The 18,317-nt window shown below is 67.7% G+C and carries 22 protein-coding genes and 2 tRNA genes; 15 read left to right on the top strand and 9 right to left on the bottom strand.

Annotation, left to right across the window (positions count from 1 at the left end):
- The first annotated feature begins 3 nt into the window (after positions 1 to 3).
- Positions 4 to 2,565: a DNA gyrase subunit A gene (gene gyrA, locus ASF80_RS11770; RefSeq protein WP_056310961.1), complete on the top strand. Its 2,562-nt coding sequence runs from the start codon at positions 4 to 6 to the stop codon at positions 2,563 to 2,565.
- Positions 2,562 to 2,966 (top strand): DUF3566 domain-containing protein, encoded by a 405-nt coding sequence (locus ASF80_RS11765; protein WP_056310959.1) that lies wholly within the window; start codon positions 2,562 to 2,564, stop codon positions 2,964 to 2,966. Before gyrA ends, ASF80_RS11765 begins: the two co-directional genes overlap by 4 nt.
- 52 nt (positions 2,967 to 3,018) lie before the next feature.
- Here the strand turns inward: ASF80_RS11765 and ASF80_RS11760 are convergent, their stop codons facing one another.
- Positions 3,019 to 3,729, bottom strand: a complete 711-nt coding sequence (locus tag ASF80_RS11760) for a VIT family protein (protein ID WP_056310957.1) — start codon at positions 3,727 to 3,729, stop codon at positions 3,019 to 3,021.
- Positions 3,730 to 3,864: 135 nt separating this feature from the next.
- On the opposite strand from ASF80_RS11760, the gene ASF80_RS11755 reads away from it, so the two are divergent.
- The 7 genes from ASF80_RS11755 (at position 3,865) to ASF80_RS11725 (ending at position 8,061) form a co-directional block, all read left to right on the top strand.
- Positions 3,865 to 5,133, top strand: a complete 1,269-nt coding sequence (locus ASF80_RS11755) for a sensor histidine kinase (protein ID WP_056310955.1) — start codon at positions 3,865 to 3,867, stop codon at positions 5,131 to 5,133.
- Positions 5,121 to 5,807 carry a LuxR C-terminal-related transcriptional regulator gene (locus ASF80_RS11750; protein WP_056310953.1) on the top strand — a complete coding sequence of 229 codons (687 nt, stop codon included), beginning with the start codon at positions 5,121 to 5,123 and terminating at the stop codon, positions 5,805 to 5,807. The genes ASF80_RS11755 and ASF80_RS11750 overlap by 13 nt, the downstream gene beginning before the upstream one ends.
- A complete protein-coding gene (locus ASF80_RS11745) occupies positions 5,804 to 6,739 on the top strand; it encodes a DUF4097 family beta strand repeat-containing protein (RefSeq protein WP_082488293.1) in 936 nt (311 codons plus the stop codon). Before ASF80_RS11750 ends, ASF80_RS11745 begins: the two co-directional genes overlap by 4 nt.
- Positions 6,740 to 6,824: 85 nt before the next feature.
- Positions 6,825 to 6,898, top strand: a tRNA-Ile gene (locus tag ASF80_RS11740).
- 25 nt (positions 6,899 to 6,923) lie between these two features.
- Positions 6,924 to 6,996 (top strand) — tRNA-Ala (locus ASF80_RS11735).
- A gap of 239 nt (positions 6,997 to 7,235) precedes the next feature.
- On the top strand, positions 7,236 to 7,616 hold the full coding sequence (locus ASF80_RS11730; protein ID WP_056310951.1) for a hypothetical protein: 381 nt from the start codon (positions 7,236 to 7,238) through the stop codon (positions 7,614 to 7,616).
- A gap of 163 nt (positions 7,617 to 7,779) precedes the next feature.
- Complete coding sequence (locus ASF80_RS11725) at positions 7,780 to 8,061, top strand: hypothetical protein (RefSeq protein ID WP_056310949.1); 282 nt, start codon at positions 7,780 to 7,782, stop codon at positions 8,059 to 8,061.
- 10 nt (positions 8,062 to 8,071) lie between these two features.
- Here ASF80_RS11725 and ASF80_RS11720 read toward each other — a convergent pair whose 3' ends face one another.
- On the bottom strand, positions 8,072 to 8,992 hold the full coding sequence (locus ASF80_RS11720; RefSeq protein ID WP_056310947.1) for a LysR family transcriptional regulator: 921 nt from the start codon (positions 8,990 to 8,992) through the stop codon (positions 8,072 to 8,074).
- Positions 8,993 to 9,161: 169 nt separating this feature from the next.
- Here ASF80_RS11720 and ASF80_RS11715 point away from each other — a divergent pair, with 169 nt between their 5' ends.
- Positions 9,162 to 9,953 (top strand): gamma-glutamyl-gamma-aminobutyrate hydrolase family protein, encoded by a 792-nt coding sequence (locus ASF80_RS11715; protein ID WP_056310945.1) that lies wholly within the window; start codon positions 9,162 to 9,164, stop codon positions 9,951 to 9,953.
- Between the two features lie 34 nt (positions 9,954 to 9,987).
- Here ASF80_RS11715 and ASF80_RS11710 read toward each other — a convergent pair whose 3' ends face one another.
- Positions 9,988 to 10,503, bottom strand: coding sequence for a DUF3253 domain-containing protein (locus tag ASF80_RS11710; protein WP_056310942.1), 516 nt, complete (start codon positions 10,501 to 10,503; stop codon positions 9,988 to 9,990).
- A gap of 63 nt (positions 10,504 to 10,566) precedes the next feature.
- Positions 10,567 to 11,133: a helix-turn-helix transcriptional regulator gene (locus ASF80_RS11705; protein ID WP_056310940.1), complete on the bottom strand. Its 567-nt coding sequence runs from the start codon at positions 11,131 to 11,133 to the stop codon at positions 10,567 to 10,569.
- Between the two features lie 131 nt (positions 11,134 to 11,264).
- On the opposite strand from ASF80_RS11705, the gene ASF80_RS11700 reads away from it, so the two are divergent.
- The gene (locus ASF80_RS11700; RefSeq protein WP_056310938.1) at positions 11,265 to 12,164 is read left to right on the top strand and encodes a saccharopine dehydrogenase; all 900 of its coding nucleotides are present in this window, start codon (positions 11,265 to 11,267) and stop codon (positions 12,162 to 12,164) included.
- A 19-nt stretch (positions 12,165 to 12,183) separates the two neighbouring features.
- Here the strand turns inward: ASF80_RS11700 and ASF80_RS11695 are convergent, their stop codons facing one another.
- Together ASF80_RS11695 and ASF80_RS11690 are read right to left on the bottom strand one after the other, a co-directional pair.
- Positions 12,184 to 13,299: a M24 family metallopeptidase gene (locus tag ASF80_RS11695; protein WP_056310936.1), complete on the bottom strand. Its 1,116-nt coding sequence runs from the start codon at positions 13,297 to 13,299 to the stop codon at positions 12,184 to 12,186.
- A gap of 42 nt (positions 13,300 to 13,341) precedes the next feature.
- Positions 13,342 to 13,791, bottom strand: a complete 450-nt coding sequence (locus tag ASF80_RS11690; protein ID WP_056310934.1) for a DUF1801 domain-containing protein — start codon at positions 13,789 to 13,791, stop codon at positions 13,342 to 13,344.
- A gap of 155 nt (positions 13,792 to 13,946) precedes the next feature.
- Between ASF80_RS11690 and ASF80_RS11685 the strand changes: the two genes are divergently transcribed.
- The gene (locus ASF80_RS11685) at positions 13,947 to 14,369 is read left to right on the top strand and encodes an NUDIX hydrolase (protein WP_056310932.1); all 423 of its coding nucleotides are present in this window, start codon (positions 13,947 to 13,949) and stop codon (positions 14,367 to 14,369) included.
- Between the two features lie 19 nt (positions 14,370 to 14,388).
- Here ASF80_RS11685 and ASF80_RS11680 read toward each other — a convergent pair whose 3' ends face one another.
- Together ASF80_RS11680 and ASF80_RS11675 are read right to left on the bottom strand one after the other, a co-directional pair.
- The gene (locus tag ASF80_RS11680) at positions 14,389 to 14,850 is read right to left on the bottom strand and encodes an aminoacyl-tRNA deacylase (protein ID WP_200934808.1); all 462 of its coding nucleotides are present in this window, start codon (positions 14,848 to 14,850) and stop codon (positions 14,389 to 14,391) included.
- Positions 14,851 to 14,900: 50 nt separating this feature from the next.
- Entirely contained in the window at positions 14,901 to 15,401 is a 501-nt protein-coding gene (locus ASF80_RS11675; protein WP_056312058.1) for a hypothetical protein, read from the bottom strand.
- 145 nt (positions 15,402 to 15,546) lie between these two features.
- Here ASF80_RS11675 and ASF80_RS11670 point away from each other — a divergent pair, with 145 nt between their 5' ends.
- Together ASF80_RS11670 and ASF80_RS11665 are read left to right on the top strand one after the other, a co-directional pair.
- The gene (locus tag ASF80_RS11670) at positions 15,547 to 16,104 is read left to right on the top strand and encodes a peptidylprolyl isomerase (protein WP_056310931.1); all 558 of its coding nucleotides are present in this window, start codon (positions 15,547 to 15,549) and stop codon (positions 16,102 to 16,104) included.
- Positions 16,105 to 16,125: 21 nt separating this feature from the next.
- Positions 16,126 to 17,028, top strand: coding sequence for a rhomboid family intramembrane serine protease (locus ASF80_RS11665; RefSeq protein ID WP_056310929.1), 903 nt, complete (start codon positions 16,126 to 16,128; stop codon positions 17,026 to 17,028).
- Positions 17,029 to 17,185: 157 nt separating this feature from the next.
- On the opposite strand, the gene ASF80_RS11660 is transcribed toward ASF80_RS11665, so the two are convergent.
- Positions 17,186 to 17,425 carry a cell division protein CrgA gene (locus ASF80_RS11660; RefSeq protein ID WP_056310927.1) on the bottom strand — a complete coding sequence of 80 codons (240 nt, stop codon included), beginning with the start codon at positions 17,423 to 17,425 and terminating at the stop codon, positions 17,186 to 17,188.
- Positions 17,426 to 17,511: 86 nt separating this feature from the next.
- Between ASF80_RS11660 and ASF80_RS11655 the strand changes: the two genes are divergently transcribed.
- Positions 17,512 to 18,306, top strand: a complete 795-nt coding sequence (locus ASF80_RS11655; protein ID WP_056310926.1) for a class E sortase — start codon at positions 17,512 to 17,514, stop codon at positions 18,304 to 18,306.
- Positions 18,307 to 18,317 lie beyond the last annotated feature (11 nt).

Genomic DNA, 18,317 nt, shown 5'->3' with positions numbered 1-18,317 from the left:
CACATGACTGACGAAGTACGCCCCGAGCCGGCACACGACCACGGCAAGATCGATCAGGTCGACCTGCAGTCGGAGATGCAGCGCAGCTACCTCGACTACGCGATGGCCGTCATCGTCGGCCGCGCACTGCCCGACGTGCGCGATGGGCTCAAGCCCGTGCACCGCCGCGTGATCTACGGCATGTACGACGGCGGATTCCGCCCCGACAAGTCGTTCTCGAAGTGCGCCCGTGTCGTCGGCGAGGTCATGGGTCAGTACCACCCGCACGGTGACTCGGCGATCTACGACGCCCTCGTGCGCCTCGTGCAGCCGTGGTCGCTCCGGTATCCGCTGGCCCTCGGCCAGGGCAACTTCGGCTCACCCGGCAACATGGGCGCCGCTGCTCCCCGATACACCGAGACCAAGATGGCCCCGCTCGCGCTCGAGATGGTGCGCGACATCGAAGAGGACACGGTCGACTTCACCGACAACTACGACGGCCAGACCCAGGAGCCGACCGTCCTGCCGGCGCGGTTCCCGAATCTGCTCGTCAACGGATCCGTCGGCATCGCGGTCGGCATGGCGACCAACATCCCCCCACACAACCTGCGTGAGGTCTCGGCCGCCGCGCTCTGGGCGCTCGACAACCCCGGCCTCCCCCGCGAGGAGCTGCTCGAGGGACTGATCCAGCGCATCCCCGGTCCTGACTTCCCGACCGGCGCGCAGATCCTCGGCACCAAGGGTGTGCAGGAGGCGTACCGCACGGGTCGCGGCTCGATCACGATGCGCGCGGTCGTCAACGTCGAGGAGATCCAGGGCCGCACGTGCCTCGTGATCACCGAGCTGCCGTACCAGGTGAACCCCGACAACGTCGCGGTGAAGATCGGCGACCTCGCCCGTGACGGCAAGATCACCGGCATCGCCGACATCCGCGACGAGTCGTCCGACCGCACGGGTCAGCGTCTCGTGGTCGTGCTCAAGCGCGACGCGGTCGCGAAGGTCGTGCTGAACAACCTGTACAAGCACACGCAGCTGCAGGAGAACTTCGGCGCGAACATGCTCGCGATCGTCGACGGCGTGCCGCGCACGCTCGCGATCGACGGCTTCGTGACGCACTGGATCACGCACCAGCTCGAAGTGATCGTCCGACGCACGCGCTTCCGCCTCGCCAAGGCAGAGGCGCGCATGCACATCCTGCGCGCGTACCTCAAGGCGCTCGACGCGCTCGACGAGGTCATCGCCCTCATCCGTCGATCGCAGACCACGCAGGACGCGAACGAGGGACTGCAGAAGCTCCTCGACATCGACGACATCCAGGCCCAGGCCATCCTCGACATGCAGCTGCGCCGACTGGCCGCTCTCGAGCGTCAGAAGATCCTCGACGAGGCCGCGGAGCTCGAGCGGCTCATCGGCGAGTACCAGGCGATCCTCGCCGACGAGTCGCTGCAGCGCGACATCATCCGTGACGAGCTCACCGGCATCGTCGAGCGGTTCGGCGATGACCGTCGCACGCACATCCTGCACGGCTTCGACGGCGACGTCTCGATGGAAGACCTGATCGCTGAGGAGGAGATGGTCGTCACCATCACCCGCGCCGGATACATCAAGCGCACCCGCAGCGACAACTACCGGTCGCAGCACCGCGGCGGCAAGGGCATCAAGGGCGCGCAGCTGCGAGCGGATGACATCGTCGAGCACTTCTTCGTGACGACGACGCACCACTGGCTGCTGTTCTTCACAGACAAGGGTCGCGTCTACCGCTCGAAGACCTACGAGGTCCCCGAGGCCGGCCGAGACGCGAAGGGCACGCACGTCGCGAACCTCCTCGCTCTGCAGCCCGACGAGAACATCGCGCAGGTGCTCGACATCCGCGACTACGCGGTCGCCGACTACCTCGTGCTCGCGACCCGCGACGGACTCGTCAAGAAGACGCGTCTGGACACCTACGACACCAACCGTCAGGGCGGCGTCATCGCGATCCGCCTGAACGACGAGGACGAACTGGTCTCGGCGCTCATGGTCAACGCCGAAGACGACATCCTCCTCATCAGCCGCCGGGGCATGTCGGTGCGGTTCAGTGCGACCGACGATGCGCTGCGCCCGATGGGACGCGCGACCGCCGGAGTGAAGGGCATGAAGTTCCGTGAGGGCGACAGCCTGCTGTCGGCATCCGTCGCAGCTCCGGGTCAGTTCGTGTTCGTCGTGACGGACGGCGGCTACGCGAAGCGCACCGCCGTCGAGGAATATCGCGTCCAGGGACGCGGCGGTTTCGGCATCAAGGTGGCCAAGCTCCACGACGATCGGGGCACTCTCGCGGGTGGTCTGATGGTCTCGGCCGACGACGAGGTCCTTGTGGTTCTGTCCAGCGGCAAGGTGGTACGCTCTGCCGTGGCCGAGGTGCCCGCCAAGGGTCGCGACACCATGGGAGTGGTGTTCGCACGGACGACGGAAGCCGACCGGATCCTCGCCATCGCCCGCAACGGTGAGCGTGGCCTCACCGACGAAGACGAATCGGATGAGGCTGAGGTGGACTCCGAGACCACCGCCCCCGAGACGAACGAGAACCCTGAGGAAGCAGACGCATGAGCACAGTAGCCGACAAGCTGGCGAAGAAGTCCACGCGCAAGACCGGCGGCAAGCAGGTTCGCCTGCGCCTCGTCTACGTCGACTTCTGGTCGGCCGTGAAGCTCTCGTTCCTGGGGGCCGTCGCCCTCGCCATCGTGACGATGGTGTCGTTCTTCCTGATCTACCTCGTGCTGCAGGCGACCGGCATCCTCACTCAGGCCGACGAGTTCATCGGCACGATCACCGACAACTCGGTGCGCATCTCCGAGGTGGCGGGGCTCCCGCAGGTGATGGCCTTCGCGGCTGTCGTCTCGATCCTGAACCTCATCGTGTTCACGGTGCTCGGCGCGGTCATCGCCGGCATCTACAACGTCGCCGTGAAGGTGACGGGCGGACTGCTCGTCGGCTTCATGTCGAACTGATCCACCGGATTCGAAGAGGGGCGGATGCGACTTGCATCCGCCCCTCTTCCGTCTATACGACGCCTGTCGTTCCGAGCAGTGTTCCGATCAGCCAGGTCGCGAGCAGCGCGAGCCCTCCGCCGATGACGAGTCGGACGGCCGCGCGTGCGGGAGGTGAACCGCCGATCTTCGCGGACACCGTGCCGGTCACGGCCAGTGCGAACAGCACGGTGAGGAAGGTGACCGGAACCCGCCACTCGGGCGGCGGGAGCAGGATGGCGAGCAGCGGGAGCAGCGCGCCGAGGGTGAAGGCGACCGCCGACGAGAGCGCCGCATGCCAGGGGTTCACGAGGTCGTCCTGGTCGATGCCGAGTTCGACCTCGAGGTGTGCGGCGAGGGCGTCGTGGGCTGTGAGCTCCTCGGCCACCGTGCGCGCGGTCTCCTCGCTGAGTCCGCGTTCTCGGTAGAGGGTGGTGAGCTCGGCGAGCTCCGTCTCGGGCATGGTCCGCAGCTCTTCGCGCTCCTTCGAGATCAACGCCCGCTCGCTGTCGCGCTGACTGCTCACCGAGACGTACTCTCCGAGCGCCATAGAGATGGCCCCGCCGACGAGGCCCGCGAGGCCGGCGGTGAGCAGGGCGGCGTTGTCGGTCGTGGCACCGGCGACACCCACGACCAGCGACGCGACCGAGACGATGCCGTCGTTCGCGCCCAGCACCCCGGCGCGCAGCCAGTTCAGTCGCTGACCGAGTCCGGCTCCGTGCGGTTCGCCCGCGTGTGCACTCATGGGCTCAGTGAATCAGATCGGTCGGCATCGCGCGCCCCCACGTGCAGCGCGGCCGCAGCGCGTTCGGGAAAACCCGAAGCCGGGTCTCCGGTTGCCTCGGTGTCGGCGCGATCGGGGCCGCCGTACCTTTGAAGCATGACGACACAGACTGCCACGCCACCACCGGCGACGGCCACGAAGCCGCCGCTTCGCATCCTCCTCTCGATCCTGCATCTGGCGGGCATCGGGGTCATCGGCGGCTTCATCTTCGCGACCCTTTCCGGACTCCTCGGCACAGGCCTCGGCCTGCTCTTCGCCGCCGGCATCGGCGTCGTGCTCCTCGTCGGATTCGTCTACGCCCTCTTCGGTGTCGGATGGTTCGAGGTCGCTCGCGTCGGTGCGCTCTACAAGACCCCGATCGCTCCTCTGCGGTGGCGACCGCGCGATCGGCCAGGCTTCGTCGGCTGGCTGCGTTCGCTCGGACGTCAGGCCATCGACGGCCGCATGTGGCGGGCGCTCGCGAACTTCGCGATCACCGCGGTGCTGGGCTGGATCGTGCTGCGTCTCGCCTGGGCGTTCGTGTGGTCGATCGTGATCAGCTTCGCTCCCCTCGCCGGAACGGACGCCGTGATGGGCCCCTTCGGTGGCGGCGGTATCGACGCCGCCTGGGCGCCGCTCATCGGCATCCTCGGCATCGCCGCGTCCCTCGCGGGCATGATCGGCCTCGCTCTCCTGCACCGGGTGCTCTCGCTGTCCATCGTGATCCGCAGCCGCGAGGCTGAGCTCACCGAGCGTGTGCGCACCAGCAGCGCGCAGCGGGAGGGGGCGGTTCGAGCCGCCGACGTGGAGCGCACCCGCATCGAACGCGACCTGCACGACGGTGTCCAGCCGAGGCTCGTCTCGGTCGGCATGACGCTGGGCCTCGCGCAGCAGAAGATCGACAACGACCCGGATGCCGCGAAGGAGCTGATCGCCGAGGCGCACACCTCGACCAAGGCCGCCATCACCGAGCTGCGACAGCTCGCCCGCGGCATCCACGCCTCCGTGCTCGACGACCGTGGTCTCGATGCGGCACTGTCGGCGCTGGCCGGTCGGTCGCACATCCCCGTGAACCTCGATGTGCGGATGGACGGACGCTGCAGCCGTGAGGCAGAGGCAGCAGTCTACTTCTCGATCGCCGAGTCCCTCACCAACGCCGCCAAGCACTCCCGTGCCAGCGAGGCCAGAGTGACCGTGCGACTGCGTGAGGGTGGGGTTCTGTGGGCCCGCGTCGAGGACAACGGCATGGGCGGCGCTCAGGTGCAGCCCGGTGGGGGCCTCGACGGCATCGCGAACCGCATCCTCGCCGCCGGCGGGACATTCCGCCTCGAGAGCCCCGTGGGCGGACCGACCAGCCTGGAGGTGAACGTGCCATGCGCATCCTGATCTGCGAGGACTCGGTCCTGCTGCGCGAGGGACTCGTGCGACTGCTCGAGGATGCCGGCCACACGGTGGTCGCAGCCCTCCCCGACACCGAGGGCCTGGTCGAGGCGGTCGCCGAGACCGATCCCGAGCTCTGCATCCTCGATGTGCGGCTCCCGCCGACGTTCACCGACGAGGGGATCCGTGCAGCTCTCGGACTCCGCGCCACGCACCCCGCCCTTCCGCTGCTCGTGCTCTCGCAGTACGTCGAGGAGCGCTACGCCTCGGATCTCATCGCAGCCCAGGGCGGCCCGCTCGGCTACCTGCTCAAGGATCGCGTGGCCGATGTCTCGGAGTTCCTCGGTTCCGTGCAGCGGATCTCCGAGGGGGCGACCGTGCTCGACCCCGAGGTCGTGGCGCAGCTCCTCACGCGACGCAACAGGGACGATCGGATGCAGCGGCTCACCGAACGCGAGCGCACCGTGCTGGCGCTCATCGCCGAGGGCAAGTCGAACCAGGCGATCGCCGGACTGCTCTTCCTCTCAGAGGCCAGCGTCGAGAAGCACATCACCGCGATCTTCCAGAAGCTGGGCTTCGAGCAGGGCGAATCGGGCAACCGACGCGTGCTGGCGGCGCTCGCGCACATCGAGAACACGGGCGGCGCGACGCCGACCGGACAGACAGGAGTGGGACGATGACCACGAACGACGACTTCCAGGGCGGGCACACCCCGCTCACTCCCCCGCCGGCCTCCGCACCGGAGGCACCTGTGCAGGCACCTTCGCCGGCACCCACAGCTTCCGGAATCGGTGACACGGGCCGCTCGTCGGGGGCGACCGCGGTCATGATCCTCACTGCGGTGGTGGGCGGCATGGCGCTGCTCGGCTCGGGAGCGACCGCTGCGGTCGCCGCGACCGGCAGTCTGGTCGCATCGTCGACCGAGGGCACGGATTCGGTGCTGTCCGAGGACGCCTCGGGGATTCAGGGCATCGACCTCGACGTGGATGCCGGCAACATGCGCATCGAGTTCGGCGACGTCGACCAGGCGGAGCTCGCGGTCACCGACAGCCGTGGTCCGGCGTGGACTCTCGAACGGGACGGCGACTCCCTGGTCGTGCGCAGCCCCGAGTTCGAGTTCGGCTGGTGGTTCGGGAGCTGGTTCGGAGACGATCAGTCGGCCGTGCTCACACTCCCCGAGAGCCTGCGGGATGGTGCGCTGGATGCCGACCTGACCCTCGACGCCGGAAGCCTCGACGTGGTGGGCGACTTCGGTGACCTCGACATCACCGTCAACGCGGGTGCGCTGGATGTCGAGGGCGCCGCGAGCAGTCTGACCATCGACATGAGTGCCGGCCGCGCAGACGCGACGCTCGACGGCGTGGACCGGGCCGATCTCACCGTCGCGGCCGGAGACCTCAATGTCGAGCTGACGGGCCGTGCGCCGTCGCAGACGACGATCGATGTGAGCGCAGGATCCCTCGATCTCACAGTTCCCGACGAGTCGTACTCGATCACCCAGGACGTCAGTGCGGGCTCGCTGGACGCGAAGGTCGACCAGTCCTCGGACACTCGCCGCGCGATCGATGTGTCGCTCTCCGCAGGCAGCGTGACGATCCGTCCGGGCCGCTGATCGCACTCGAGGGCGGGGATCCGTGAGGGTCCCCGCCCTCGATTGGGTAATTCCGGAAATCTCCGGTAAAGTTTCGGAGGTTGACGGGCCCATAGCTCAGGCGGTTAGAGCGCTTCACTGATAATGAAGAGGTCCCAGGTTCAAGTCCTGGTGGGCCCACTCCTCAACTCAATATTTCCCTCACGGGGCCTTAGCTCAGTTGGTAGAGCGCCTGCTTTGCAAGCAGGATGTCAGGAGTTCGAATCTCCTAGGCTCCACACTGTGTTGAGACAGTTCGAGAAGGCCCCGCCATGTGCGGGGCCTTCTCGTTTCTGCCGGGCACTCGTCTCTCCGTCTCTTGCGAGATCGTCGGAGCCCCATTCCACAGGTGTTAACAACCCTGTTAACAACCTCGGATCCCCTCTCCACACCTGTTAACAAGGGTGTTAACAACTCCGCGGCGGCACCGGATCCATCGGCTCCCCGCTCGCTGGATGCGTGACGGTACGATCGCGGCATGAGCTCATCGGTGCGCGCGACGACGGAATCCTCCACCCGCCGAACGCGGTGGGTCGTGCGTCGCCGGGTCGTGCTGCTCATGAGCCTGTTCGTGATCCCGTTCGTGATCTCGGCGCTGCTCAACAGCTACGGACCCCTCACGGCAGACAGCGCGATCCGGATGGCATTCGCGACCGTCGCGGGGCAGACGATCGCCATCGGCGGCGCGGTGGCCGCACTGGTGATCACGGTGGTCTCTCGCCGCAGCATCCCCGGCGTGATCTTCTTCGCTCTGATCGCGATCGTCGTCACGGCGTACGCGTTCACCGTCATGGAAGGCGCCGGTGAGCTGCTGCTCGATCGGCTCGACCTGGTGGCCGAGACCGCGCGCCTGAACTGACTTCTGATTCCACAGGTGTGGATGGATCTGTTAACAACTCGGACGACCTACGAAAAGGAAGGGCCCCCGATGTTCCGAGGCTGCGCATCGACCCCGTCTCACGGGAGCGGCCGGTTCGCAACCCCCCTTTTCAGGTCGGGAGCCCCGGCGTAGCGTGCCGGGCATGAGCGACGCGAAGACGATGATCCAGACAGAGGTGGTCTTCGACGGGACGAGTTATCTGCTCGCCCAGGACCAGGATGTCGGAGACCTCCGACATCGCATCGAGGACGCCGCGAGGATCGGCGGCACATTCGTGGATGTCGTCGTCGTCGGCAACCGGGCGGTGAGCGTGCTCATCACGCCGACGACACGAGTGGCCATCAGCGTCTCGACGGTGGCGTACGACCCTCGAGACACGGGTGACATCGACTTCCCGTACAGCGGGTATTACGACGTGCTCTGAGCTTCGCTGCTCAGGCGGGTCGAGCGGTGGTGAGTGCCTCAGCCGCGTCGTGGAGGCACTCGATGAAGGCCGCGCAGATCGCGCTCTCGTCTGCTCGAACCTGCCGGGCAGCCAGGAGCCGCGTCGTCGGCGACCCGGCGAGCGGAATCACGGCGATCGACGGTGGCACCACCTGGCGCACCGATTCGGGCAGGATGCTCGCGCCGACGCCCGCCGCGACGAAACCGAGCGCCGTCTCCTGGTGCACGACTTCCTCCGCGATCCGCATGGCACCCGGGGTGATCCCCAGCACCTCGTGCACCCGATCGACGTATCCGGGCATGAGCGAGCGCGGGTAGGCGATCATCGGCACGTCGAGCACCTGCTCGGCGGTCACCTCGGAGTGGGTCGCGAGAGCATGGGCGATCGGCACGCACAGGACGAGGCGCTCTTCGAACACGACCTCGGCGATCAGCTCGGGTGAGTTCGCACCCGAGCGCGGGAACTCGTCTCGCACGAGGCCGACATCGAGAGCGCCGTCGCGCAGGCGGTCGATCTGCTCCCCCGACGTGAGCGGGACGAGAGACAGTGCGACGCGGTCACGACGCGATCGGAACAGCCTCACGACCTCGGGGAGCACCGTGTAGTTCGCCGAGCTCACGAAACCGGCCGTGAGCTGGCCGGCGAGCCCATCGACGTAGTCGCGCATCTCGGCGCGCACGGCGTCGACCTCGTCGAGGATCCTCCTCGCGCGCTCCTGCAGGTGGCGGCCGGCCGGTGTCAGTGTCACCCGTCGGGTGCTGCGGTCGAACAGGGGCAGACCGACCTCTCGCTCGAGGCGACCGATCTGCACGCTCAGCGGCGGCTGCGACATGTGCAGCCGTCGCGCTGCACGCCCGAAGTGGAGCTCGTCGGCGACCGCCATGAAGTAGCGCAGTTGACGGAGTTCCATCTCGGAACGATACGTGCGATGTATTACCGCGGCGTTACGCGCGCATTGCGAGCAAATCGCTATCAATCCGACGGGAAAAACGTATTTGACCTGGGATTGTCGCGGGGCGTTACCTGTAAGCAGTACGTGATGGAGGGATCAGCACCATGACCGCACCCCGGGTCGCAGCATGAGCGTGCATGTTGCCCTCTTCCACGTGCGCACCCGACGTCAGGCGGCCGCAGCCGCCTATCAGTCGCTCCTGGACAGCCTCAACGCCTCAGCCGTCGCGGCGATCGAGCGGGTGGGCTGGACGGCATCGCTGCATGCCGCGGGTGAGGCCCCAGAGCCGCAGTTGAGACGGGCGTCGCGTGAGGCGGATGTCATCGTGCTCCTCGGCGGTGACGACATTGAGCCCCTGCTCTACGGCCAGTCCGACCGCCGTCCGCAGCACACCGCCTACCAGCGCCGCGCGGACCGCACGCAGATCGCCGTCGTCATGGAGGCGGTGCGATCGAGGCGCCCCCTGCTCGGGGTCTGCCGGGGGATGCAGCTGCTCAACGTGGCGCTGGGTGGCACGCTCCATCAGCACGTCGGCGGGCACCGCAGCACGGGAGCCGATCCCTTCGTCGCGACAGATCTGAACGACCTCCGGGCAGTCTCGCCGAGGCTCCGGCAACCTCTGCTCTGCACGCATCATCAGGCCGTCGATGAGCTCGGGCGCGGACTGCGCGCCATCGCCCATTCCCGCAACGGCGTCGTCGAGGCTGTCGAGCACGAATCGCTGCCGTTCTTGGGTGTCCAGTGGCATCCGGAGCATCCGTCCCTCCCGCCGGATCAGTTCACCGAGCTTCTGCGGATCGTCCACAGGAGGGGAGCGGCTCTCGATCCGGTCACCACGATGGCTGCCGCCGGGCCGCTGGAAGTCACGCGACCGGTGTCGCTCTCGACCCGTGGTCGGGCCGCGGTCGTGCGGCACTGAAGGCGCCGCGGACGACTGCCTACGGGGAGATCGTTCAGATCTTCGGTCCGTGAACGATCCGCACGGGTCCGCGAGCCTCGCGGATGCTCACGGGTTCACCCTTCTGGGTGACCACGATCTCGTCGCGGTCGGCGAGCTCTGCGGCCACCCGACGGACATCGGTCATCAACGAGCGCCAGGACTTGCCGCCGACCGTGCGGGCGACGTCGCTCGGGCAGATCGAGGACTGCTCGCGCTTTCGAGTGAGAGATCGGATGACAGCCGCGATGCGTTCGTCGAAATCGTCACCGGTGCGGTCCTCCCACCATGGCGCCCCGCGCTCCCCGAGCGCGGTCTTCGCGTCGTGCACCCGTCGCCTCGCATCGACCTCCGACGACTTCACCGCTCGCCGCGCCGCCATGAGCTCGTCCACCAGCTCCTGACGGAATCCGTCGGGGATCGAGGGGTCTGTGGCCCTCCAGCGCCTGCCGTCGATGATCACGTGATGACCGTCGGCTGTGCGCTCGGGACCGGGTTCCTCGCCACCTGGTGCGCCGCTGTCTGCTGCCATGCGAGCAGTCTGCCTCCGTCGCGCCCTACCTCTCCAGGGTCTTGACGAGCACGGAGGGGCGGGTCAGTCGATGATGCGGGTGAGAGGACGCTGCCCCTCAGGACCGAACATATGCAGGATCTCGACCGCGAGATCGTCGGCGGGCCCGAACCAGTGCGGAGTCGAGGCGTCGAACTCGACATTCTCTCCCGGATGCAGCATGTGCTCGTCGCCCGCGAGCAGCAGCCGCAGTCGGCCGGCGAGCACGTAGATCCATGCGTGGCCCTGGTGCGACACGAGCGCAGGCTCCCTCGGTCCGAGCACGTGCTTGAACACCTGCACCCCTCCCGGATGCCGGGTCAGAGGTACCGCCACACCTCCGGTCGCGAGACGCCGCGGCTCGAGGTGCACACGAGGATCCCCGGTCTGCGGCGCGGCGATCAGGTGATCGAGCGTCACCTCGTATGCGCGCGCCAGGGGGATCAGCGCGTCGAGCGTGGGCTGGCGATGCCCGGTCTCGATGCGCGACAGCGCACTGACGGAGAGTCCGGTGAGTGCGGCGACGGCCACCAGGGTGAGCCCGCGGTTCTGCCTCAGCTGACGCAGACGCGGGCCGATCGCGGCGAGCGTCGCGTCGATCTCGGCATCCATCCGGTCATCTTTGCAGAATCCGCAACCGGATGGGGTGGCAGGTTCTCCGCAGAACCACGATGGATGTCGGCGGATCACCGCCGTCGAGGGAGGAAGACCATGATCGCAGCGCACATTCTCGAGCCGGTCCGATGAGGGCTCTGCTGCTCGGAGCCCGCGGCGCGGTGGGCTCCGTGATCCGCCGAGAGCTGCAGAGGCACGGTCACCACGTCACCTCCGCCAGTCGCGCCGAGGCCGGAGGTGCGCGCATCGACCTGCACGGCGACCTCCGCTCACTGACTCGGATCGCCGCCGATCACGACGTGATCGTCAACGCATCAGGGGTGGAGAGGGCAGATCTCGCGGCGGCCGTGCACGGCATCCCCCTGGTCGACATCTCCGCCACCGGCTCGTACCTCGACGCGCTGCGAGCGGCGGCGCGCGGGCCGGTCGTCCTCGGAGCCGGCCTCGTGCCGGGGCTCAGCACCGTGCTCGCGCGCACGCTCGCGGCCGAGTCGGATGGCGACATCGATATCTTCGTGATGCTGGGCACCGGAGAGAAGCACGGGCCGGCTGCGGTGGCCTGGACCGCTGCACTCGTCGGCGCGGACCTCTACGGGCCACCCGAAGGAGGGAGTGTGCGCAACTTCCGTGAGAGCAGGCGAGCTGTGGGTCCGGACGGGCGGCGCCGTCGGTATCTGCGCGCAGACTTCCCCGACCACCTGCTCCTCGGAACCCGTGATCGCGGATTCCGCACCTATCTGACGCTCGGCGCGGCGCCGATGACCGCTGCCCTGGATCTCGTCGGGAGGATGCCGGTGCTCCGAGGCGCGCTCGCCGCGGCGCCGCACGTCGGCAGTGATGCCTGGCACATCATCGTCCAGGCCCGGCAGTCGGGCGCGCGGATGCAGGCGAGCGGACGGGGCCAGTCCGAGGCCACCGGACGATTGACATCTCTCGCGGCGGAGCGGGCGGTCGATGCCGCGCCGCAGCCGATGACGATGGCTGATCTGGTGTCTGCGGACGAGGCGCTGGCGGCGCTGCGGGGCTGACTCGCTGACTCCTGTGTCGTCAGACGGCTCTGAGGTCGTGCGGCGCGACGTTCAGCCGCTCGCACCCGTCGGCGGTGACGACGACGATATCCTCGATGCGCGCACCCCACTCCCCTGCGAAGTAGATTCCGGGTTCGATGCTGAACGCCATGCCCTCGCGCAGCACCAGGTCGTTGCCGGGTGCGATGTAGGGTTCCTCGTGCACCGAGACGCCGATGCCGTGACCGGTGCGGTGCAGGAACGCCTCGCCGAGCCCGGCATCCGTCAGGACCTGGCGCGCCGCCGCATCCACCTCCTCCGCCGTCGCACCGGGGCGAGCGGCATCGATGGCGGCCTGCTGCGCGCGCACGAGCACGGCGATCCGCTCGGCAGCGGCACTGTCGGGCGTCCCGACCGCATAGGTCCTGGTGCTGTCGGAGTTGTACCCGCTGGGCACCGCACCCCCGATGTCGACGACCACGATGTCACCGTCGTCGATCACCCGGTCCGACACCTCGTGATGCGGATCTGCACCGTTCGGACCCGAGCCGACGATCACGAACTCCACCGTGCGATGGCCCTCGGCGACGATCGCCTCGGCGATGTCCGCGGCGACCTCTCGCTCGGTGCGCCCGGCGCGCAGCCACTCGGGCACGCGCCGGTGCACGGCGTCGATCGCCGCGCCGGCCTTTCGCAGCTCAGCGATCTCGGCAGCATCCTTGATCATTCGGCTTTCGCGCAGCACCGGAGTCGCGAGCTCGACGCGCACACCGATCCGCTCGGCGAGTGGGATGACGTGCAGGGCGGGCAGGGCGTCAGAGACGCCGACTCGGGAGACGGCGCCGAGAGCTGCGGCCACGAGGTCGTACGGATTGTCACCGTCGACCCAGTCCGACACGGCGAGACCGAGCTCGCCGACAGCGGTGCTGCGCACCTTCGCCAGCTCCATCCGCGGCACGATGATCGTGGGTGCGAGACCAGGTCCGAGCACCAGGGTGGTGAGCCGCTCGATCGTGTCACCCTCGACGCCGACCAGATACTGCAGGTCGGGCCCAGGACCCACGATGATCCCATCGAGACCGGCGTCGGCGGCGAGGGATGCTGCGCGGTCGAGTCGGGCGGCGTACACGGAGGCGGGGAACGGCAGTGTGCTCACAGCATCCACGCTACTGCGCGCACCGCCACCCGTGAATGGGTCTCAGCTCACGGCGAGGCGGATGCGGTCGGCGAGCACGGCGCGGTTCGCGGCAGTGAGGTCGAGCAGTGCGTAGGCGGTCGGCCACATGGTGCCGTCGTCGAGGTTCGAGATCGGCTCGAAACCGAAAGTGCCGTAGCGCACCTTGAATTTGCTCGCCGGCTGGAAGAAGCAGAGGACCTTGCCGTCCTTGCCCCACGCCGGCATGCCGTAATAGGTGCGCGGCAGCAGTTCGGGGGCGACCTCGGTCACGAGCGCGTGCAGTGCCGCCGACAGCTCGCGATCCTTGTCATCGGGCAGCTTCGCGATGGCCGCCTCGAGATCGGCGACACCCTCGGCGCGCACCTCTTCGGGGGTCTTCTTCGCCCGCGAGCGTGACTTGCGCTTGTCTGCAGCAGCCTCCTTCATGGCCTCGCGTTCTTCGGCACTGAAGTTGTTGTCTTTGTCAGCCATGGCCGACTCCTTTCACGGGGTGATCTGCGATGGATCTCACACTACGGATTCGGTGGCCCGCAGTGCTTCTCGATTCCTGATCGATCCTGGAACGTCCGGTGCGGGCCGCCGACACACGTCGCGTGAGGGCAGGGGTGTGGCGTTAGGGTGAGGGCATGGACATGCGGGTCGCGGCATACGCGGTCGTCACCGATGACGACGGACGCATACTTCTGGCGCGCTGGATCGAGGGGCGCCGAGTCGCGTGGACCATGCCGGGCGGCGGTCTGGAGCCCGGCGAGGCCCCGGAGGATGCGGTTCGGCGGGAGCTCCGTGAGGAGACCGGATACACGGTCAAGGTCGGCGAGCTGCTCGGCATCCACTCGCGGGTGATCCCGGCGAGCCAGCGGGTGACCGCGTCCGATCAGCCGTTGCACACGTTGCGCATCGTCTATCGGGCGACGGTGAGCGGAGGCAAGCTGCGCTTCGAGACCGACGGCTCCACCGACATGGCGGAGTGGTTCACCCGCAAGTCGGTCTCCGAGCTGCAACGCGTCAAACTCGTGGACATCGCGCTGCGCATGGCCGGCATCCTCTGACGAGAGCGCGCGACAGAGGTCAGTCGCGGGGCTCTTCGGGCACTGAGATGTCGGCGACGGTCGCGCCGTAGGCCGCGATGAGGTCGTCGGCGTCGACGAACAGGCTGTACCCGTGTGCTCCGGCACCCATCGCGATGCGCTGGCCGACGATGGTCTCGTCGGCGAACACGGGCCAGTCGGTGGTGCTGCCGATCGGGACGATCGTGCCGCGCTCGTAGCCCGTCGCCGCGAGGGCGAGATCGGGCTCGGGCAGACGGAGCTTGTTGACACCGACGACCGCACGCAGCTTGGGCCACGAGATCGACCGGCCGCCTGGAACCAGCGCGAACAGGTAGGTGTCGTCGGATCGCTTGACGACGAGCGTCTTCACGATTCCGGAGGGAAGGATGCCGAGCAGCTCCGCGGCCTCGAAGAGACTGCGAGCGGCGGGCCGCTCACGGATCTCGATGTCGAGGCCGCGTGAAGCCGCGGCATCCCTCACCCGAGCATGGAGATCACCCGGCACAGCGGCCGGGGACTCCGATGTCGAGGTCACGCGTCGGGAGCGGAGAGCGGGTCGTCTGCGACCCAGAGCTCGTCATCGGCGCGCAGTGCCTGCCAGGCGGCGTAGAGGACGCCCGCAGCGGCGGCGACTCCGAGGATCAGGGCGATGACCGAACCGACGCTCGGGCCCTTGGGCTCGGGCTGGGTGGCCTTCTTGACCTTCTTGACGACACCCTCGCGCTTGGCGTTCGCGACGTCCCACGCGGTGAGCGCGGTGCCGACGACGCCGCCGACGATCGGAACGACCTTGTCATCGACGACGTGGTGGCCGAAGCGCACTCCGCGGTCGACGACCGGCGCGACGCGACGGTTGTAGGTGTCCTGCACGACAGGACCGACCTGCTCGCGGCCGAAGTGGCCGAGCTGGCGTCCGGCCTCGCGGGCGACGTCGGCGGCGTGGCCGACCAGGACCTGCTGGTTCTCCCACAGCTGGTTAGCGTCGGCCTGAAGACGACGCAGTTCCTTCTTCCGCTTGCGGCTGATGCTCACGATGCTCTCCTGTCGATTGGAGTACGGGTTCCCCATCTTGCCACGCGACCCTGGATGGGGGGAGGGAATCGCCGAACCCTTGCGCCGAGGGCTGAACAGCGGTAGTGGCGGGCCAACTCATGGGAAGCTCTGCGAGAATGAGTGCATGGCTCACGCTTCTCATGTCGCAACCCTGCACACCAACCACGGTGACATCGTCATCAACCTCTTCGGCGACCACGCTCCGAAGACGGTCAAGAACTTCGTCGGCCTGGCCGACGGCACCCAGTCCTGGACCGACCCCGCCACCGGCAAGCCGGGCGAGGGCGCGCTCTACTCGGACGTGGTCTTCCACCGCATCATCCCCAACTTCATGATCCAGGGCGGCGACCCGCTCGGACAGGGCGTCGGCGGCCCCGGCTACAACTTCGACGACGAGATCAACATGGAGCTCAACTTCAACGAGCCCTACATCCTCGCCATGGCCAACGCGGGCCTGCGTCGTAACGCCATCACCGGCAAGGCCGAGGGCACCAACGGATCGCAGTTCTTCATCACGACCGACCCCACCCCCTGGCTCCAGGGAAAGCACACGATCTTCGGCGAGGTCGCCGATGACGCCTCCAAGGCCGTCGTCGACACCATCGCCGCCGTGCCGACCGCCGCGGGCGACCGCCCGATCGAGCCCGTCGTGCTGCAGTCGATCGACATCGTCGCGGCCTGACGCCGACGCTGGCCGATCCGGATGACGACGCCTGAGTTCGCGGACAACCGCGACAACTTCTGCTACCGGCATCCGGATCGGCAGAGCTTCGTGCTCTGCCAGCGGTGCCTGCGCACCATCTGCCCCGAGTGCCAGACACAGGCAGCCGTCGGGGTCATCTGCCCCGAGTGCATGGCGGCAGAGCGCAAGAACCGCACCCCTGCCCAGAAGAAGGCCGAACGCCGCTGGGGCGGGCGCAACACCGCGACAGCCACCGTGCGCAGCGGTCGGCCGATCGTCACCTATGTGCTGCTGGCGGTCACGTCGTTCATCGGGCTGCTTCAGCTGATCCCCGGTGTCGGTGACCTCATCACGCAGCAGCTGCTGTTCGCGCCGAGGTACCTGTACCCCGATCTCTCGCTCCTCCCCTTCGAGCCGTGGAGACTTCTCACGGCCGTCTTCGCCCATGGCGGGTTCCTGCATCTCGCTCTGAACATGCTCGCCCTGTGGATGCTGGGGCAGAGCCTCGAGCCCATGCTCGGTCGTGTGCGATTCCTGTCGCTCTACCTGATCAGCGGCCTCGGCGGCTCGGTCGCGCTCGCCGTGCTCGACCCGTCGGGGGCCACAGTCGGCGCCTCCGGAGCGGTCTTCGGCCTCATGGCCGCCCTGCTCATCATCGGCCGACACATCGGAGCGAACGTGACCGGGATCCTGGTGATCCTCGGCATCAACTTCGTCATCGGGTTCGTGTTCCAACAGAACATCGCCTGGCAGGCGCACCTCGGCGGTGTGATCGTCGGCGCGCTCGTCGCGTTCATCCTCACCCGCACGCGTCGTCGAGCGCAGCGCACACTGCAGATTGTGCTGCTCGCAGCCGTCGTCGTGGCACTGGTTCTGATCGTCGCCTTCCTGCCCCCATTCCTGATCACGACGGTTTACTCCTGATCAAGGGTTGTTAACAGGGTTGTTAACGGGTGTGAATAACATCTGTGTAATTCTCCCCATGTTGGGGATAACCTGTGGATAACTTCCCCATCGGTGGAACAACAGAAGGCCCCCTCGCCGAAGCGAGGGGGCCTTCTGTCAAGAAGAGGAGCGGGCGTCAGCGCCAGCGGGTCGTCATGAGGAAGCCGATCAGGGCGATGCCCAGGCCGATCGCGAGATTCCAGTTGTCGAGCCCTGGAATCGGGAACTGCATGCCCGAGATGTAGAACACGAGGATCCACGCCAGACCCAACAGCATGAAGCCGACCATCACCGGCTTGAACCACACGGCATTGGGCGCGGCTTCGCCTTCGCTGCGCGGAGCTTCGGGTTCTTCGGTCTTGCGGTCGCGTGCCATTCCCACAGTGTACCCAAAAGTCCTATATCCCACGGAAAATCGGGCGACCAGGGCTGGACTTCAGGTCAGCGGGATAAGATCGCGCCATGACTGCATCCGTCGTCTCGGGGGAGCGACGTGCACACCGCCGCCGCCCTCGATCGCGCGCCACTTTCACGAGCGTGCTCGGTGAGCTCCTGCTCACCGCAGGCGTGCTGGTGCTCCTGTTCGTCGCGTGGCAGATGTGGATCGGCGACATCATCATCAGCGCTCAGAAGAACGACGAGGGTGCAGCGGTCTCGCAGGAGTGGGCGAGTGGACCGGCGCCCGAGCTGCCTCCGGTCGTCGAGGCCGACGACGGAACGACGACGTACGAGCCGGTGATCCCGGCGCCTCCGGCCGACACCCAGCTGCTGGGCCAGATGCACGTGCCGCGATTCGGCTCCGAGTACAACGTCGGGATCTACGGCGGCACCAGCCGTGCCCGCACGCTCGACAAGCTCGGGATCGGCGTCTACACGGACTCGAAGATGCCCGGCGAGGTCGGCAACTTCGCCATGGCCGGCCACCGCACCACCTGGGGCAAGCCGTTCAACCAGCTCGACAAGCTGCAGGTCGGCGACGCGATCGTCGTCGAGACGCCCGACGGCTGGTTCACCTACCGCTTCCGCACACTCGAATACGTCAAGCCCACGCAGACCGAGGTGCTCCTCGACGTGCCGCAGATGCCCGGAGTCGCGACGGGCGAGAAGTACATCACGCTGACCGCCTGCTCCCCGCTCTACTCGCTCGCCGAGCGCATCGTCGCCTACGGGGTGTACGAGAGCTTCCAGCCCCGGGCCGAGGGTCCGCCCGCGGCCCTCACCGACCCGCCCCCTCCGCCGGCTGCGCCGTCGATCTAGCCGAACGGAAC

This window comes from Microbacterium sp. Leaf159, from assembly GCF_001423615.1.
Taxonomy (GTDB): domain Bacteria; phylum Actinomycetota; class Actinomycetes; order Actinomycetales; family Microbacteriaceae; genus Microbacterium.
Note: the sequence above shows the minus strand (reverse complement) of the source record. Positions and strands in the feature narration are given on the sequence as shown.

Excerpts from the sequence above, each read along its gene's own strand:
- gyrA (WP_056310961.1), top strand. The coding sequence starts at position 4 with ATGACTGACGAAGTACGCCCCGAGCCGGCACACGACCACGGCAAGATC.
- ASF80_RS11765 (WP_056310959.1), top strand. The coding sequence starts at position 2,562 with ATGAGCACAGTAGCCGACAAGCTGGCGAAGAAGTCCACGCGCAAGACC.
- ASF80_RS11760 (WP_056310957.1), bottom strand. The coding sequence starts at position 3,729 with ATGAGTGCACACGCGGGCGAACCGCACGGAGCCGGACTCGGTCAGCGA.
- ASF80_RS11755 (WP_056310955.1), top strand. The coding sequence starts at position 3,865 with ATGACGACACAGACTGCCACGCCACCACCGGCGACGGCCACGAAGCCG.
- ASF80_RS11750 (WP_056310953.1), top strand. The coding sequence starts at position 5,121 with ATGCGCATCCTGATCTGCGAGGACTCGGTCCTGCTGCGCGAGGGACTC.
- ASF80_RS11745 (WP_082488293.1), top strand. The coding sequence starts at position 5,804 with ATGACCACGAACGACGACTTCCAGGGCGGGCACACCCCGCTCACTCCC.
- ASF80_RS11730 (WP_056310951.1), top strand. The coding sequence starts at position 7,236 with ATGAGCTCATCGGTGCGCGCGACGACGGAATCCTCCACCCGCCGAACG.
- ASF80_RS11725 (WP_056310949.1), top strand. The coding sequence starts at position 7,780 with ATGAGCGACGCGAAGACGATGATCCAGACAGAGGTGGTCTTCGACGGG.
- ASF80_RS11720 (WP_056310947.1), bottom strand. The coding sequence starts at position 8,992 with ATGGAACTCCGTCAACTGCGCTACTTCATGGCGGTCGCCGACGAGCTC.
- ASF80_RS11715 (WP_056310945.1), top strand. The coding sequence starts at position 9,162 with ATGAGCGTGCATGTTGCCCTCTTCCACGTGCGCACCCGACGTCAGGCG.
- ASF80_RS11710 (WP_056310942.1), bottom strand. The coding sequence starts at position 10,503 with ATGGCAGCAGACAGCGGCGCACCAGGTGGCGAGGAACCCGGTCCCGAG.
- ASF80_RS11705 (WP_056310940.1), bottom strand. The coding sequence starts at position 11,133 with ATGGATGCCGAGATCGACGCGACGCTCGCCGCGATCGGCCCGCGTCTG.
- ASF80_RS11700 (WP_056310938.1), top strand. The coding sequence starts at position 11,265 with ATGAGGGCTCTGCTGCTCGGAGCCCGCGGCGCGGTGGGCTCCGTGATC.
- ASF80_RS11690 (WP_056310934.1), bottom strand. The coding sequence starts at position 13,791 with ATGGCTGACAAAGACAACAACTTCAGTGCCGAAGAACGCGAGGCCATG.
- ASF80_RS11685 (WP_056310932.1), top strand. The coding sequence starts at position 13,947 with ATGGACATGCGGGTCGCGGCATACGCGGTCGTCACCGATGACGACGGA.
- ASF80_RS11670 (WP_056310931.1), top strand. The coding sequence starts at position 15,547 with ATGGCTCACGCTTCTCATGTCGCAACCCTGCACACCAACCACGGTGAC.
- ASF80_RS11665 (WP_056310929.1), top strand. The coding sequence starts at position 16,126 with ATGACGACGCCTGAGTTCGCGGACAACCGCGACAACTTCTGCTACCGG.
- ASF80_RS11660 (WP_056310927.1), bottom strand. The coding sequence starts at position 17,425 with ATGGCACGCGACCGCAAGACCGAAGAACCCGAAGCTCCGCGCAGCGAA.
- ASF80_RS11655 (WP_056310926.1), top strand. The coding sequence starts at position 17,512 with ATGACTGCATCCGTCGTCTCGGGGGAGCGACGTGCACACCGCCGCCGC.